Raw genomic sequence first — 15,708 nt, forward strand, 5'->3', positions numbered from 1 at the left:
GGATGCTAGCGCGGGTGCACATCAAGGAAAAAAAGGCTCATCGATGACCTTACCAGCGCTCCTCGAAGGCCGTCTGTCTTTACCGCTCATCGCCTCGCCGATGTTCATCGTGTCGCAGCCGTCCCTAGTGATCGCCCAGTGCCGCGCAGGCATAGTGGGCTCTTTCCCGTCGCTCAATGCGCGGCCATCAGGCGTTCTGGAACAATGGCTTCAACTATTAAGTGAAGAATTGACGGAGCAGGACGCGCCCTTTGCCGTGAACCTCATCGTGCACAAGACCAATGCGCGTCTGGAGGAAGATTTGGCCCTCTGCGTCAAATATCGCGTGCCTATCGTCATCACTTCGCTAGGCGCGCGCCCTGAGGTGAACGAGGCGGTTCATAGCTATGGCGGGATCGTGCTGCACGACGTTATCAACAACGTCTTCGCCCGGAAGGCGATCGAGAAGGGGGCCGACGGCCTGATCGCTGTTGCGGCGGGTGCAGGAGGACATGCCGGAACGCTGTCGCCCTTCGCTCTCGTTGAGGAAATCCGTGCCTGGTTTGACGGGCCCTTGATCCTGTCGGGAGCGATCGCCACCGGCCGATCGATCGCTGCGGCTCGTATGATGGGCGCCGACCTTGCCTATATGGGGTCGCCCTTCATTGCGACGGAGGAGGCGAATGCTGAGAATGCCTATAAGCAGATGATCGTGGACAGCGGCTCGACGGAGATTGTCTATTCCGACTATTTCACCGGCGTTCATGGCAATTATTTGAGGCCGAGCATCGCGGCAGCCGGCCTTGATGCCGACAAGCTGCCGACAGCAGCGGACATGGACTTCGGTTCTATCGCTGAAGGCGGCAAGAAGGCCTGGCGCGACGTCTGGGGCGCAGGTCAGGGCATAGGCGCAATCCGGAAAATTCAGCCTGCTGCGTCTTTCATCGAGCAGTTGAAGACTGAATATCAGGCTGCGGTCGCCGCCTTCCGTTCATAGGAAGGCGCGGAGTTCCCCAAGGAAGGCGTCGAACCGGTCGTGGTGAAGCCAATGTCCCGCTTCGGCAAATTCGACGAGCCGGGCGTCTTGGAAATGAGCTGCGCGGCCATCTTTCATTGGGTTTGACGCCCAGCTGTCCAGTCCCAGGCAAAGCAGTACGGGGCAGGTGATCCGGCTCCAGAAATCGGGCAGATCATTATCCGTCATGTCTTGGGGCGGTAGGTTGCGCAAATAGGGATCGAACTTCCAGCCATAGCTGCCGTCTTCGTTCCGGTTGACTCCATGGGCAGTCAGGTGAAGCGCCTGTTCGACCGACAGATGGTCATTGCGTTCCCTCATGCGAGCGACGGCGGCTTCCAGCGTGGGATAGTGGCGCGACGTCCGCCGTGCGCTTGCACGCCGCTGCTCGATCCATTCCCGCCAGCGGTCGGGCGCGGGGCGGGATGCTTTTTCCTTCAGGCCCTTCGGCGAGAGGCCCAGTCCCTCGATCGCGACCAGCCGCTCCACACGCTCCGGGAACAGCCCGGCGTAGCGCAGGACGAGTGATCCTCCGAGCGAATGGCCAACCAATATGACCTTGTCCCGACCAAATTGCTCGACCAGTTGCGCAAGATCATAAACGAAATCGGCCATCAGATAGGCGCCTTCGGCTGACCAAGCACTGTCGCCATGGCCGCGCAGATCGGGTGCGACAACATGATAGTCCCGCGCCAGCGCCCGCGCGGTCCAATCCCAGCTGCGGGCATGGTCAAGCGCGCCGTGGACAAGGATGAGCGTCGGAGCGGAGCGATTGCCCCAATCAACGTAATGGAGGCGCGTACGGAGCGAGGTGAAGAAATGGGAAGTGGGGCTGAGCGCTGGCAGACTGCCCATGCGATCGTCAAAAGGCCCGGAAAAGCTTGGCGTGATGTTCATGTCCTCGGGCGCGCTCCGCGATGCTGGACAGGGATTATAACGCTGCTGTTATAACAGCTTTTTCCAGAAAATTGATGGCGATAATGAGCGGAGCGCTTAGTTTCCCGTGCCAAAACGGGAGGATGCCGACGATCTTCAAAATCCGCTTGGTCGTCCGGTCAAGGGGATCAGTCGCTCACTGGCGCAATTCTGACGAGCGAGAGAGACGATGCGGGCGAGGTCAGCCTGTTTGAAGGGCTTGTCGAGGCGCAGGCGCTTTGTGGCTTGCGGAGGGAGTTCCGCATAGCCGGTGATGATGACCACTGGCAGGCCAGGATGGCTTTCGTCCAGGACGTCCGCGAGCTGCGCGCCGGTCATATTCGGCATTGCGTGATCGGTAATGACCAGATCGACTTCGCCCTGACCCAACACGCGCAGAGCATCGGCGCCCGACGCCGCCTGAAATACGGTATGGCCCAATTCTTCAAGCATACCGGCCGTATTGGTCAGCACCAGATCGTCGTCATCGACGGCCAGGATTACCAATGGCTGATCGCTTTGAGCATGCAGGATATCGAGCTGATCCTCCGCTGCCTGCAAAACCTCGTCGGATGCAACTGCGACTGGCAACCATAGCGACACAGTGGTGCCTTGTCCCGGGTCGCTGGAGATGATCAGCGAGCCGCCACATTGCTGCGCGAACCCATGAACCATCGACAGCCCAAGGCCCGTGCCCTTGCCGATTCCTTTGGTGGTGAAAAAGGGTTCGCGGGCGCGGGAGAGGGTGGCTTCATCCATGCCCTCGCCTTCGTCGATGACCGACAGGCGAACATAATGGCCCGTTGTGAGGTCGGGCCGCTGTTCTGCGAGCAGATGCGTTTCCAAGCCCTCTATGATGATCTTGCCGCCTTCCGGCATCGCGTCGCGGGCGTTGACCGCAAGGTTCAACAACGCCAGTTCGAGTTGAGCAGGGTCGGCATGCGCGGGGCTGAGCGTCAGGGGAAAGCGGGTTTCGATCGTCACGGTCGAACCAAGTGTCGATTTCAGTAGCCCGGCCATATTGTGCACCAGGGCCACACAATCGACGCTTCCCAGTTTCAGCTCCTGCCTGCGCGCAAAAGCCAGCATTCTTTGGGTGAGGGTTGCGCCGCGCTCTGCCGCCGTCATCGCATTGTCTATATAGCGCGAGATGTCGGCGCCGCTTTCCAAGCGCTGCCTGGCTAGGTCGAGGCTGCCTACGATCACCGCGAGAAGATTATTGAAATCATGCGCGACCCCGCCGGTCAGCTTGCCGATCGCGTCCATTTTCTGCGACTGGAAGATCGCCTCGCGGGCGTCCTCCAGCGCGAGCTGAGCTTCACGCCTTTCGGTGAGATCGCGTGTGATCTTCGCGAAGCCGATCAGAGTACCCATGGGGTTTCGGATGGCATCGATGACGACGCTGGCCCAGAAGCGTGAGCCATCCTTTCGGATGCGCCAGCCTTCGGCCTCGAACCGGCCTTCTTTCGAAGCCGTTTCCAAGGCGCGGGATGGCACGCCGGCCATGCGGTCTTCTTCCGAATAGAAGCGGGAGAAATTCTGTCCCAGGATTTCTGACGCAGTATAGCCCTTGAAGCGTTCCGCTCCCGCATTCCAACTGGTGATCGTCCCCACCGGGTCCAGCATGTAGATGGCGTAGTCGGTGACGCTTTCGACCAGCAAACGGAACCGTTCTTCGCTCGCGCGTAGTGCTTCCTGAGCTGCGCGCCGTTCGGTCAGATCTCGCGTGATCTTCGCGAAACCCACGAGGGTGCCGGATGAATCGCGGATCGGATCAATGACGACATGAGCCCAGAAGTTCGTGCCGTCCTTGCGTACCCGCCATCCTTCGGCTTCGAAACGGCCTTCGCGTTCGGCGGTATCCAGAGCCAGAGCGGGAATACCCGCCGCTTGATCTTCGGGCGTGTAGAAGCGGGAGAAGTGCTGACCGACAATTTCATCAGCCTCATAGCCCTTGAAGCGGCGCGCTCCTGGGTTCCAGCTGACGATCGTGCCGTTCGTCGAAAGCATGTAGATCGCGTAATCTGTAACGCTCTGGACAAGCAACTCGAAGCGGTTTCCAGAGTTCTCCGGCGCCGCCGTGCTCATAAAATCCCCATTGGATATTCTATCTTCTTGAAACTTCTGAACACGTTGCTCGGTTGATCGTTCCGCCTGTGAGGCAATCGTTACCGGATCGAACCATATGTCGCTATAAACTATGCTATATTTCTACGTGGCGGAGAGGTCGTTGACGTTGTCCGGGACAGCCGCTAATCCCGCTGGCAGCAGGCGGGTGTAGCTCAATGGTAGAGCAGAAGCTTCCCAAGCTTACGACGAGGGTTCGATTCCCTTCACCCGCTCCACCTCAAATCTCAGCCCACCTGCCGTTTGGCGAGTTTTCGTGCCAGGGTGCGGCGGTGCATGCCAAGGCGGCGGGCGGCTTCCGAGATGTTGAAGTCGCTGTCCTTCAGAACTTCGTGGATATGTTCCCACTCTAGCGTCTTTATCGATGTCGGGCGCGGGGCGAGGGGAGTTGATGGATCGCCTGCCGAGCGGGCGAAGGCGGCCTCGATATCGTCGGTATTAGATGGTTTGGCGAGATAATGGGATGCGCCGAGCTTGATCGCCTCTACGGCGGTGGCGATGCTGGCGAAGCCAGTGAGAACGACAATCAGCATATCGGGATCATGGGCATGGAGCGTTTGCACGCAGACCAGCCCTGATTCCGGACCCAGTTTCAGATCGACGACAGCATAGCCGGGCTTGTGAGTTTCAAGCAGAGACAGGAGGCCGCTGTGGCTGTCGGCGGTCAGGACCTGATAGCCGCGCCGTTCGAAGGAGCGCTTGAGAGTCTTGGCGAAGGCTTCGTCGTCCTCGACGAGGACGAGCACCCTGTCATTTGTCATCGGCCGGTTCCTCCAAGGCGACGGTGCTGAGGGGTAGGCGGAGCAAAATCAATGCGCCGCCGTCGGCGCCGTTGCTGGCGGAGACGCTGCCGCCCAGTTTGCGCACGACGTTGACGACGAGGAAGAGGCCGAGGCCGCCGCCCTGCTTGCCTTTGCTGGAGCGGTAGGGCTTGCCGAAGTCAGCGAGCATTTGTTCGGAAAAGCCGCTGCCATTGTCGCGGACGGCGATGTTGAGCGAACTGCTGTCGCGGCCGACGAGCAGATCGATGTAGGTGGCACCGGCTTCGCGGGCGTTGTCGAGCAGGTTGCCGATCGCCTGGCGGATGACGGGATCGGCGACGATCCGGGGATAATCATGGGGACCGAAGTCGCAGCGGAGGGGCATTCCGGGATTGGCGGAGCGCCAGCTTTCGGCGATTTCATGAATGAAATCACGAATTGAAGTGATTTCGGGAGCTTCGCCTCGGGCTTCGCCGGAAGAAATTAGAATACCTGTTACAATATGTTTGCAGCGCTGGACCGCGGCCTGCATTTCCTCGACTTCTTCCAGCAGAGGCGGATGCGCGGTGATTTCGGGCATGTGACGCCAGTCGCCCAGAACCACGGCGAGCTGGGAGAGGGGGGTGCCGAGTTCGTGCGCTGCGCCGGACGCGAGGAGGCCCATGCGGACGATATGTTCTTCCTCCGCCGCCTGCTGGCGCAGCTGCGCCAGATAAGCCTCGCGCGCCTGGAGGTTGCCGGTCACGCGACTCATGAAAAGCACCAGCAGCACGGCGATCATGACGAGGCAGATCCAGGTGCCGACGATGTGCAGATCGAAAAGATGCCCCTCCAGAGCGTCGGTTAGACCCAGCGGGCGGTAGAGGAAGGAGAGCAGCGCCGCGCATAGCATCGACATCAGGACAATGCCCCAGATGCTCAACCGGTCGAGCAGCACCACGCCAAGGGCGACTTGCAGCAGATAGAGGGCGATGAACGGGTTTGTGGCCCCGCCGCTGAGGTAAAGCTGCGCCGTCAGCAGCAGCACGTCGAAGAGCAGCGCGAGGAACAGTTCCGCGCGGGCGACGTCAGTGCGATGGCGGATGGCGGCGAAGGTGACGATGTTCACCGCCGCCGCTACGCACGCCACCAGCAGCATGGCGGCGATCGGAAGATTGATGCCCATGACCCAATGGGCGAAGAGAATGGTGGCGACCTGCCCGGCAATGGCGATCCAGCGCAGTTGCACCAGAAGCGCCATATTCTTGCGCCCGGCGGCATCGACGGGCCACCGGCTGGGGAGCCAGCGCCCGCTGATGGGAAGCGATCGCTTCATCCCCGGCGTTCTTTCCATTCATGCCGCATGACCACCATGTACCCCCCAGCAGCGAGCGCCGCCAGCGCGAACCATGTCAGGGCATAGGACAGGTGACTATTGGGGAAGGTCAGTACGGTAAGGCCGCCCACCGGCAGGGCGTCCGGCGCGCGGCGCTCGGCATCGATGAAATAGTTGGCGACGGGTGCGCGAAGCTGCCGGGCGGCTGCGATGGCGGCGACATCGCGCGAATACCAGCGGTTCGCGGCGGGATCATTGCTGCGCAGGAAGCCGCCGCCGGGCTCCGTCAGGCGCATGAGGCCGGTGATCTGGACGCCTGCCTGGGGGCGGTCGTAGCGGGAGCGTGCTTCAGGCGGAACGAAGCCGCGGTTGACCAGCAGGGTGAAGCCGCGCTCCGTTTCCAGCGGCGTCAGCACCCAATAGCCCGCGCCGCGCGCCGTCGAAGCCTGAACCAGCGTGGCGCGATCGTGCAGGAAGCGGCCTGACACTGTCACCCGGCGGTAGGTGTCGTCCGGACCCGCCGTGAGAGGGGCGGGGGCGGGGGCGGCATGAACGCGGCTTTCGACCTTGGCGATGAGGTCGCGTTTCCAGGCGAGACGGTGAAGTTGCCACAGGCCAAGGCTGATGAGCCCGGCGACCGCCAGCGCGGCTGCGATCGAAAAGCCGATCAGGAACCCCGCCGACCGGCGGCGGGGTGTTTCGCCTGTCACGGCATCTGGCTCATGTCATGCGCACTCATGCCCTGCATCTGCGGCATCATATTATGATTGAGATGATACATGACCCAGATGGACCCCGACAAGGTGATGACGACCAGCACGATCGTGAAGATCAGCGCCAGCATCGTCCAGCCCCCTTCGGACCGGGTGTTCATGTGCAGGAAGTAGATCATATGGACCAGGATCTGCACCACCGCGAAGCCCAGGATGACAAATGCGGTCAGCTGCGGATCGCCCAGCACCCCGGTCATGACCAGCCAGAAGGGGATGGCCGTCAGGATCACCGACAGGCCGAAGCCGATCATGTAGCTGCCGAAGGTGCCGTGGGCAGGCGCCGGGCCATGATGATCGTCATGATGGCCGTGGGCGGTTTGGTCGTGCGCGCTCATCGCAGCATCCCCATGAGATAGACGAAGGTGAAGACGCCGATCCAGATGACGTCGAGAAAGTGCCAGAACATGGACAGGCACAACAGGCGGCGCTGGTTGGCGGGGATCAGGCCCTTTTTGGCGACCTGCACCATCAGCGTCACCAGCCAGATGGTGCCGAAGGTCACGTGCAGTCCGTGCGTGCCCACCAGCGTGAAGAAGGCGGACAGGAAGCCCGAGCGCATCGGGGTCGCGCCTTCGTGGATGAGGTGCGCGAACTCGTACAACTCGATCGACAGGAAGGCGAGGCCGAAGAGGCCGGTGATGGCGAGCCAGCCTTGCGTCGCGGCCACGCGGTTCTTTTCCATCGCCAGCATGGCGAAGCCATAGGTGATGGATGAAAAGAGCAGCATCGCGGTGTTGAGCGCGACCAGCGGCAGGTCGAACAGGTCCTTGGGGCTCGGCCCCGCCGCATAGCTGTCGCCAAGCACTGCATAGGTGGCGAAGAGACAGGCGAAGATGAGGCAATCGCTCATCAGGTAGATCCAGAAGCCCAGCATGGTGCTGGAGCCTTCCGGATGGTGGGGCTCATGTTCCAGGTGGAAGAGCGGATTGCCGTCCTTGTCGAGGAAGGCGGGGTCAATCGTGGGTGCGCTTGCCATGTTGGTTCAGCCCTGCATGGCGAGTTGACGCGTACGCTCGCCCTCGGTGCGCTCCACCACATCCTTGGGGATGTAGAAGTCGCGCTTGTAGTTGAAGGTGTGGCCGATCGCGACGGCCAGCATGCCGATGAAGCTGAGCCCGGCGAGCCACCACATATACCAGATCATGCCGACGCCGAAGGCAACCGAGAGGCCCGCCAGGATGACGCCCGTGCCCGTGTTGCTGGGCATGTGGATCGCTTCATAGCCCGAGAGCGGGCGCTGATAGCCGCGCTTCTTCATGTCCGCCCATGCGTCGCCATCATGGATGACGGGCGTGAAGGCGAAATTATAATCTGGCGGCGGCGAGCTGGTCGCCCATTCGAGTGTGCGGCCGTCCCAGGGGTCGCCGGTCGTGTCGCGCAGCTGGTCGCGCTTCATGATCGAGACGCCGAACTGGATGAACATGCAGGCGATGCCGCCGGCGATCATGACCGCGCCCAGCGCAGCGATCTGGAACCAGATCTGCAGAGACGGGTCATCGAACACGCGCATGCGGCGGGTGACGCCCATCAGGCCCAGGACATAGAGCGGCATGAACGCGACCCAGAAACCCACGACCCACAGCCAGAAGCTGCGGACGCCCCATGTGCGGTCAAGCTTGAACCCGAACGCCTTGGGCCACCAATAGTTGATCGCCGCGAACATGCCGAACAGGACGCCGCCGATGATCACGTTATGGAAGTGGGCGATCAGGAACAGCGAATTGTGCAGCACGAAGTCGGCAGGGGGCACTGCCAGCAGCACGCCGGTCATGCCGCCGACCACGAAGGTCAGCATGAAGGCGACCGTCCACATCATCGGCAGTTCGAACCGGATGCGGCCGCGATACATGGTGAAGAGCCAGTTGAAGAGCTTTGCCCCGGTCGGGATGGAAATGACCATCGTCGTGATGCCGAAGAAGCTGTTGACGCTGGCGCCCGATCCCATGGTGAAGAAATGGTGCAGCCAGACCAGGTAGCTGAGGATCGCGATGACGACCGTCGCATAGACCATCGAGGAATAGCCGAAGAGGCGCTTTGACGAGAAGGTCGAAGTGACTTCGCTGAACACGCCGAACAGCGGCAGGATGAGGATGTAAACCTCCGGGTGGCCCCAGATCCAGATGAGGTTCACGTACATCATGGGGTTGCCACCCATGTCGTTCGTGAAGAAGGCCGTGCCTACATAGCGGTCGAGGCTGAGCAGCGCGAGAACGGCGGTCAGCACCGGGAAGGCCGCGACGATCAGGATGTTCGCGCAGAGCGAGGTCCACACGAAAATCGGCAGCTTCATCATCGACATGCCGGGCGCACGCATCTTCACGATGGTGGCGATCAGGTTGACGCCGGATAAGAGCGTGCCGATGCCTGCTATCTGAAGGCCCCAGATATAATAATCGACGCCGACCCCTGGACTGTAGGCGATGCCTGACAGCGGTGGATAGGCGAGCCAGCCGGTGCGCGCGAATTCACCCACGAACAGCGACATCATGGTGATGACCGCGCCCGCGGTGGTCATCCAGAAGCTGAAATTGTTGAGGAAAGGGAAGCTGACGTCGCGCGCCCCGATTTGCAGCGGGACCATATAGTTCATGATCCCGGTGATCATCGGCATCGCGACGAAGAAGATCATGATGACGCCGTGCGCCGTGAATATCTGATCATAATGGTGCGCGTTCAGATAGCCTTCCGAACCATTGAAGGCCCATGCCTGCTGAAGCCGCATCATCAGAGCGTCTGCGAAGCCGCGCACGAACATGATGAGGCCCAGGATCATATACATGATCCCGATGCGCTTGTGATCGACGGTGGTGAACCAGTCGCGCCACAGCATGCCCCACAGGCGGTATTTGGTGACGATGCCAAGGATCGCCACGCCGCCAATGACCACGGCGAGGAAGGTGCCCATCACGATGGGTTCATGGATCGGGACGGCGCTCCAGTCGAGGCGGCCGAAGATCAGTTTCCAGATGCCGCTATTTTCGGATGCGGGATGGGGGGACATGGCGTCAGGGCCTCGGGGGGAAGGGGTGGGGGAGTGCGTGGTTCAGCGGCGCACCAGAAGCAAAGGGGATGGGCGGGGCCGCAAGCATCTTACTGCCCATGGTGCGCATGCCCGTCGGCGTCTTTCTGGCCGGGAGCCTCATGACCTTGTTCGGCGGGCGTGCGCTCCGCCGCTGGGGTCAGGCCGGCGGGCTGGGCGATTTCGCCTTTCTTGCCCGGTTCCACCGGATGGAAGCCGCCGACGTCGATGGTGCCGTCATGGCGGAGCCCTTGGGTATCACGCGCGGATTCCTTGCCGCCGCCGCCCATCATGTCGGTCATCATGACCTCGTCCATGCAGCGCTTGCCGGGCTGGGCGCACATGTTGAGCGCGGCGTGGAACAGCTTGGGCTCGACGCCAGCGAAATACATCGGCGGGACCTTCTCGCTCGGCTGCTCCAGCTTCACATAGGTTGCGCGGTCGAGCTTGGCGGTGCTGGCCTTGACCTGCGCGACCCAGCGGTCGAAGCCTGCCTGGTCCATCGCCTTGAAGCGGAAGCGCATGTTGGAGAAGCCTGCGCCGGAATAGTTGGCCGAGAAGCCTTCGAAATTGCCGGGCTTGTTGGCGACGGCGTGGAGGACCGTCTGCATGCCGGGCATGGCGTAAATCTGTCCGGCGAGCGCGGGGACGAAGAAGCTGTTCATCAGCGTTGCCGAGGTGATTTTGAACTCGATCGGCTGATCGACCGGCGCGGCGAGTTCGTTGACCGTCGCGATGCCCAATTCAGGATAGATGAACAGCCATTTCCAATCGAGCGCGACCACTTCGACCTGGAGACGCTTGGCCGTTGGCTGGACCTTGCGCGCGTGGTCGATGCGCTCGATCGGACGATAGGGATCGAGCAGGTGGGTGCTGGTCCAGGTGATCGCGCCGAGCGCGATAATGATCAGCAGCGGGGCTGACCAGATCAGCAGTTCAAGGCTGGTGGAATGGTCCCAATCGGGATCATAATCCTTCGCCTCCGCCTTTTCCCGGTAGCGCCAGGCGAACCAGACCGTCATCGCCATGACCGGCAGGATGATGAGCAACATCAGCAGGGTGGAGATGAGGATCAGATTCCGCTGCTGCATTGCGACATCGCCGGCGGGCGACATCACCACCATGTCGCACGCGCCGAGCGGCAACAGCAGCAGGGGTGCGATTCGGCGCAGAAACGCAGGGAATATGCGGGCGGGGCGTGCGGTCATGAAGCCCGCATAGGAGGGGATCTTCGGGATCGACATTGGACCTTTTGTCCTATCCCCTCGCAGGCGCAAAATAGGGCAATGGCCTTTCGACCACCGGGACGATTCGCTATGCTGCAACGATGTTGGGCATGGATCGTTCCCGCAGCATGAAGGCCCGCCAGACCCGATGAACGCCGCGACCACCACGCCATCCTCCACGCCGCTGGAGCGCGACGCGCGCCTCGTGACCGCGCGCGACCATCGGGTTGCCCCCGGCGAGATCGCGATCGGCGTCATCATCGGACGGACGTCTGAGTTTTTCGACTTTTTCGTTTATGCGATTGCGTCCTGCATCGTCTTTCCCGCGCATGTCTTTCCCTATCTGAGCCCGCTTGCCGGGACGCTCTGGTCCTTCGCCATCTTCGCGCTGGCGTTCATCACCCGGCCGATCGGGTCGTTCATCTTCATGGCGGTGGACCGGGCCTATGGGCGAGGCGTGAAGCTGACCATCGCGTTGTTCCTGCTGGGCGGGTCGACGGCGTTCATCGCCTTCCTGCCGGGATATGAGACGATCGGCATATGGTCCGCGGTGCTGCTGGCGGCGTTTCGCGCGGGGCAGGGCGTGGCGCTGGGCGGGACTTGGGACGGGCTGGCGTCGCTCCTGTCGCTCAACGCGCCGCAGAACAAGCGCGGCTGGTACGCGATGATGCCGCAGCTTGGCGCGCCGCTGGCGCTGCTGGTGGCGAGCGGGTTGTTCGCCTTCTTCCTGTCGGTGCTGTCGCGCGCCGATTTCCTGGAGTGGGGCTGGCGCTATCCCTTCTTCGTAGCCTTCGCGATCAACGTGGTTGCGCTGTTCGCGCGGCTGCGGATCGTGGTGACGCATGAATTCGAGCGGCTGTTCGAAGCGCGCGAACTGCAGCCTTCGCCGGTGCTGGAGACGGTGCGGACGGACGGGCGGAACATCATCATCGGCGCTTTTGCTCCGCTGGCGAGCTTTGCGCTGTTCCATATGGTGTCGGTGTTCCCGCTGTCGTGGATCGCGCTTTACACGAAGCAGCCGCTGGAGCGGTTCCTGGTGATCGAGGCGATCGGCGCGACTGTGGGCGTGTTGGCGATCATCGTGTCGGGCTTTGTCGCGGACATGGTGGGACGGCGAAAGCTGCTGGCCTGGTCGGCGGCGGGTATCGGCATCTTCAGCATCGCCGCGCCGCTGCTGCTGAACGGCGGGGAATTGGCGGAGATCGCCTTCATGATCCTGGGTTTCATGCTGCTGGGGCTGAGCTTTGGTCAGTCGTCGGGCGTGGTGGCGTCCAACTTCTCGACCGCCACGCGCTATACGGGGTCGGCGCTGACGTCCGACCTGGCCTGGCTGGTCGGCGCAGGGTTCGCGCCGCTGGTGGCGCTGGCGCTGTCGGTGACCTTCGGGCTCGCGGCTTCGGGCGCCTATCTCTTCTCCGGCGCGGTGGTGACCGGGCTGGCGCTGTTCATCAACAAGGAACTTGCGGGCAAGGACCGCTAAGCGGCGGCCCGCATCCGCGCCAGCGCCCTGCGGTCGAACCAGCCGGTGGGGCCGGAACGGGGCGTGAAGCGGGGAAGCCATTGCGGATAAAGATGCCGCAGCTCGGCAGGCAGGCCGTCAGGTCCTTCGCGGCCCATGATGTCGGAGATGATCCGGTTCTGGAAGAAGCGGACCGAATAGTTGATCATGCGGCGATATTGCATCCGCCATGTCGCGGGGCTGGTGAAGCGCACGGGTTCGCAGAGGAACCCCGCCGCCTCACAGGCGATCACGCGATCGCGGCTCCAGGCGGCGTCGGTTTCAAGGTTGGTATGCGCCCAGGCGGCGACCAGACCGTCATCCCCGATCAAATCCTGCGGGAGCCGCAATCCGCGCGCACGGATGCGGCCCAGGAAAGTACCGGACAAGGCATAAAGATCACCGAAGAGGCCGCCTTCTTCGCGTAGCAGGCGGCGGTAATGGGATGCCATGCGGCCATTGAGGGGCATGCCCGCAGCTGCGTTCGCCTGATTATCTGAGAGCGCCTGTACCAGCGCATCGATTGAGCCCGGAGCGATTTCAGCGTCGCCGTCCAAAAAGATGACGGCGTCCTCATCGCCATTAAGCAGATCGTGGACGAAGTGATTCCAGGTCCGCGATTTTCCACCCGCCGCGATATCGTGGACCAGCACATTGGCGCGTCCGCCAGCGGCATCGCGCGCGCGGGCGGCGGTGGCGTCGGTCGTTCCGTTCACCAGCACATGAAAGCGGGTATCCGGCCGATCCAGTGGGAGCGAGGCAAGGCACCTGCCGATCCGCCGCTCCTCCTGATGGGCGAAGATGCCGACGGCTGTGCCCATGGACTTAGCGGAAGTCCCAGCCCTGCTGACCATGATCGATCTGATCGAGGCCCTCTGCAGCGTCCCGCGCTGTGATGCGCATTGGCAGCACGACCGAGAGCAGCAATGCGGCGATGGCGGTTCCGGCCATCGACCACAGAGCGACGACGGCTACCCCGGCCAGCTGGTGGAGCATGACGGCGCGCAGGCTGACATCGCCTTCAAAGCCGACGCCGCCGAGCAGAGGCTGAACGAAGAGTGGCAGCAACATCGTGCCGATCAGACCGGCAATGCCATGGAGCAGGAAGATGCCTGCGGGATCATCGATCCTCTTGCCGAGCATCGCTTTCCCGGCACGGCAGATCAGTGCGGCGATGAGGCCGATGAGCATCGCGCCGCCTGTTCCCGCCAGCGCTGCGGAAGCGGAGATCGCCACCAAGCCCGCAACGGCGCCCGATAGCGCACCCGCGGGGTTCACATGGCCGGTGGTGACCCGATCCGCCAGCATCCAGATGAGCGCGCCTGCGCAGGCTGCGAAATGCATGTTGAGGATGGCGGTAGCGGCATTGTCCGTTGCGCCCAGCGCCCATCCGCCGACGATGCCCGCCCAGCCGATCCAGATCAGGACGCCCCCGGCAAGGCTGAGCAAAGGCGCGTGACTGGCATTCGCAGAAGTACGGCGGCGGCCCAGGATCAACAACAGCGCCAGTGCGGAAAATCCGGCGCTCATGTGAATGACAAGGCTGCCCGCGAAATCGATGACGCCGAACTCCGCGAGCCAGCCGCCACCCCAGATGGCATGAACGAGCGGCGCATAGACGATGAGCAGCCAGAGGGGCGCAAGTCCCGCCATCCAGCTGAACCGTGCCCGCTCAGCAACTGCACCGGGCAGCAGGCATACGGCGAGCAGGGCGAGCGCCATCTGGAAAAGGACGAATGCGGATTCGGGGATGGTCAGCCCTTGGCGAAGATAGCCGAGATTGGCGAGCAGCAGGTTCGCACCACCACCAAGCCAACTGCTTCCCGGCGCATAGGCGAGGCTGTAGCCTGCAATGGCCCAGACCAGCGATGCGCCTGCAGCGACGGCCAGGCCCTGCGTAGCTACCGACAGCGCGCTCCGCACATTGACCAGACCCGCATGGCGCATCAGCACGCCTGGAAGCGCGGCGAGCAGCACAAGCAAGGCGCAGACGATCATCCAGCCCGTATCACCGCTATCCGCCACCGCGACCTGCGCGTTCGCCGTCTGCGGCGAGGCGAGGAAAAGGAAGATGAGAAGGCAGCGAGCGAACATCGGGCAATCCGGCGGTTTCGGTTGCGATCGTCCTAGCGGCGGTGCGGTAAAGACTTTGATAAGGAAGACGGACTTGGAAAGCAGCGCACTTCGATGAGAGGGTGAGCTGCTGGATTGAAAAGCCGCTGAGCGCGTCTTTCCGTTTGTCGCTACGCACCTTCGTAGGAGGAGGGCGATTGACGTAGCTTAATAAGCCTCGCCGCCGCAGGAGATACGGCCGGTGCCGCGGTTATCGACTTGGCATGCGGCCTTGCCCATGATGGTCACATCGCCGGAACCGGAGGCCATGATCTTCGCCGTTACATCGGCGGTCAGCACGACATTTCCCGGTCCGTCATTCCCCACCGTGGCCTGGCGCACGCGGAGCCCTTCGGCGGCCACTGCGCCAGGGCCGTTCACCCGTACCGAGGCGATGGCTGCGCGTCCGGCAAGCGTTGCGCGGCCCCCGCCCGCGAGGCCAAGATTGAGTTGATCGACATCCACTGCCGCGACGCTGACGTCGCCGTTGCCGCCCAGGATGATGTCGCCGCGCAATCCCTTCATCCGGCTGACCGACACGGAGCCGCCGCCTGTCAGCACCAGCCTTTCCAACGTCCCGGTCGATAGCCGTACGGTTGCCCGGCCGCCTGACTTTTCGCCGGGGCGGGCGCGCTCCATCCGCACGGTCAGCAGCCGTCCCGAAACTTCGACCTTGAGGCGGTCTAGCATGGCTTGATCCCCCTCCGCCCGGGCTGATGCGCCTGCGCCGGTGGTGATGATCACCTCTACCGGGGCATCGACGCGGATCGCGTCAAAGCTGGTGATCGTATAGCCGTGCGTCGCCGCTGCGGCGGGGGTGGCGAACAGAGTGGCGAACGGAGCAACCGACCACGCAATCCTTCTCAATCCACCTGCCATGGCGCGACCTTCCTTCAGATAAGCGTCTGCGCTCAAGGTGATAGCGCCCGCTTCTCCATCGGCAAAGGGGTGATGGCGGTTCGTTTCTG

General features: G+C 62.6%; 14 protein-coding genes and 1 tRNA gene. 3 read left to right on the forward strand and 12 right to left on the reverse strand.

The window, feature by feature from the left end; translation table 11 throughout:
- Positions 1–43 precede the first annotated feature (43 nt).
- Positions 44–976 (forward strand): NAD(P)H-dependent flavin oxidoreductase, encoded by a 933-nt coding sequence (locus tag ACZ5Y5_RS02955; protein WP_464809718.1) that lies wholly within the window; start codon positions 44–46, stop codon positions 974–976.
- Here ACZ5Y5_RS02955 and ACZ5Y5_RS02960 read toward each other — a convergent pair.
- The gene (locus ACZ5Y5_RS02960) at positions 971–1,849 is read right to left on the reverse strand and encodes an alpha/beta fold hydrolase (RefSeq protein WP_464810452.1); all 879 of its coding nucleotides are present in this window, start codon (positions 1,847–1,849) and stop codon (positions 971–973) included. The genes ACZ5Y5_RS02955 and ACZ5Y5_RS02960 overlap by 6 nt on opposite strands.
- Before the next feature lie 177 nt (positions 1,850–2,026).
- Entirely contained in the window at positions 2,027–3,997 is a 1,971-nt protein-coding gene (locus tag ACZ5Y5_RS02965; protein ID WP_464809719.1) for a hybrid sensor histidine kinase/response regulator, read from the reverse strand.
- Between the two features lie 183 nt (positions 3,998–4,180).
- On the opposite strand from ACZ5Y5_RS02965, the gene ACZ5Y5_RS02970 reads away from it, so the two are divergent.
- Positions 4,181–4,254, forward strand: a tRNA-Gly gene (locus ACZ5Y5_RS02970).
- A 9-nt stretch (positions 4,255–4,263) separates the two neighbouring features.
- Here the strand turns inward: ACZ5Y5_RS02970 and ACZ5Y5_RS02975 are convergent.
- From ACZ5Y5_RS02975 to cyoA, 7 genes are all read right to left on the reverse strand, one after another.
- Complete coding sequence (locus tag ACZ5Y5_RS02975) at positions 4,264–4,797, reverse strand: response regulator transcription factor (RefSeq protein ID WP_464809720.1); 534 nt, start codon at positions 4,795–4,797, stop codon at positions 4,264–4,266.
- Positions 4,787–6,112: an ATP-binding protein gene (locus tag ACZ5Y5_RS02980; RefSeq protein WP_464809721.1), complete on the reverse strand. Its 1,326-nt coding sequence runs from the start codon at positions 6,110–6,112 to the stop codon at positions 4,787–4,789. Before ACZ5Y5_RS02980 ends, ACZ5Y5_RS02975 begins: the two co-directional genes overlap by 11 nt.
- On the reverse strand, positions 6,109–6,822 hold the full coding sequence (locus ACZ5Y5_RS02985; protein ID WP_464809722.1) for an SURF1 family protein: 714 nt from the start codon (positions 6,820–6,822) through the stop codon (positions 6,109–6,111). Before ACZ5Y5_RS02985 ends, ACZ5Y5_RS02980 begins: the two co-directional genes overlap by 4 nt.
- On the reverse strand, positions 6,819–7,220 hold the full coding sequence (gene cyoD, locus ACZ5Y5_RS02990) for a cytochrome o ubiquinol oxidase subunit IV (protein ID WP_464809723.1): 402 nt from the start codon (positions 7,218–7,220) through the stop codon (positions 6,819–6,821). Before cyoD ends, ACZ5Y5_RS02985 begins: the two co-directional genes overlap by 4 nt.
- Positions 7,217–7,861: a cytochrome o ubiquinol oxidase subunit III gene (cyoC, locus tag ACZ5Y5_RS02995; protein ID WP_464809724.1), complete on the reverse strand. Its 645-nt coding sequence runs from the start codon at positions 7,859–7,861 to the stop codon at positions 7,217–7,219. The genes cyoD and cyoC overlap by 4 nt, the downstream gene beginning before the upstream one ends.
- Positions 7,862–7,867: 6 nt before the next feature.
- Positions 7,868–9,886: a cytochrome o ubiquinol oxidase subunit I gene (gene cyoB, locus ACZ5Y5_RS03000; protein ID WP_464809725.1), complete on the reverse strand. Its 2,019-nt coding sequence runs from the start codon at positions 9,884–9,886 to the stop codon at positions 7,868–7,870.
- 89 nt (positions 9,887–9,975) lie between these two features.
- Positions 9,976–11,112, reverse strand: coding sequence for a ubiquinol oxidase subunit II (gene cyoA, locus ACZ5Y5_RS03005; protein WP_464810453.1), 1,137 nt, complete (start codon positions 11,110–11,112; stop codon positions 9,976–9,978).
- A 166-nt stretch (positions 11,113–11,278) separates the two neighbouring features.
- Here cyoA and ACZ5Y5_RS03010 point away from each other — a divergent pair, with 166 nt between their 5' ends.
- Entirely contained in the window at positions 11,279–12,610 is a 1,332-nt protein-coding gene (locus tag ACZ5Y5_RS03010; protein WP_464809726.1) for an MFS transporter, read from the forward strand.
- Here the strand turns inward: ACZ5Y5_RS03010 and ACZ5Y5_RS03015 are convergent.
- The 3 genes from ACZ5Y5_RS03015 to ACZ5Y5_RS03025 all read right to left on the reverse strand — a co-directional run bounded on the left by ACZ5Y5_RS03015 (position 12,607) and on the right by ACZ5Y5_RS03025 (position 15,619).
- Positions 12,607–13,449 carry a glycosyltransferase gene (locus tag ACZ5Y5_RS03015; protein ID WP_464809727.1) on the reverse strand — a complete coding sequence of 281 codons (843 nt, stop codon included), beginning with the start codon at positions 13,447–13,449 and terminating at the stop codon, positions 12,607–12,609. The genes ACZ5Y5_RS03010 and ACZ5Y5_RS03015 overlap by 4 nt on opposite strands.
- A 4-nt stretch (positions 13,450–13,453) precedes the next feature.
- Positions 13,454–14,722 (reverse strand): ammonium transporter, encoded by a 1,269-nt coding sequence (locus ACZ5Y5_RS03020; protein WP_464809728.1) that lies wholly within the window; start codon positions 14,720–14,722, stop codon positions 13,454–13,456.
- A 186-nt stretch (positions 14,723–14,908) separates the two neighbouring features.
- Complete coding sequence (locus ACZ5Y5_RS03025) at positions 14,909–15,619, reverse strand: head GIN domain-containing protein (RefSeq protein WP_464810454.1); 711 nt, start codon at positions 15,617–15,619, stop codon at positions 14,909–14,911.
- Positions 15,620–15,708 lie beyond the last annotated feature (89 nt).

Source organism: Sphingobium sp. TomTYG65, from assembly GCF_055395525.1.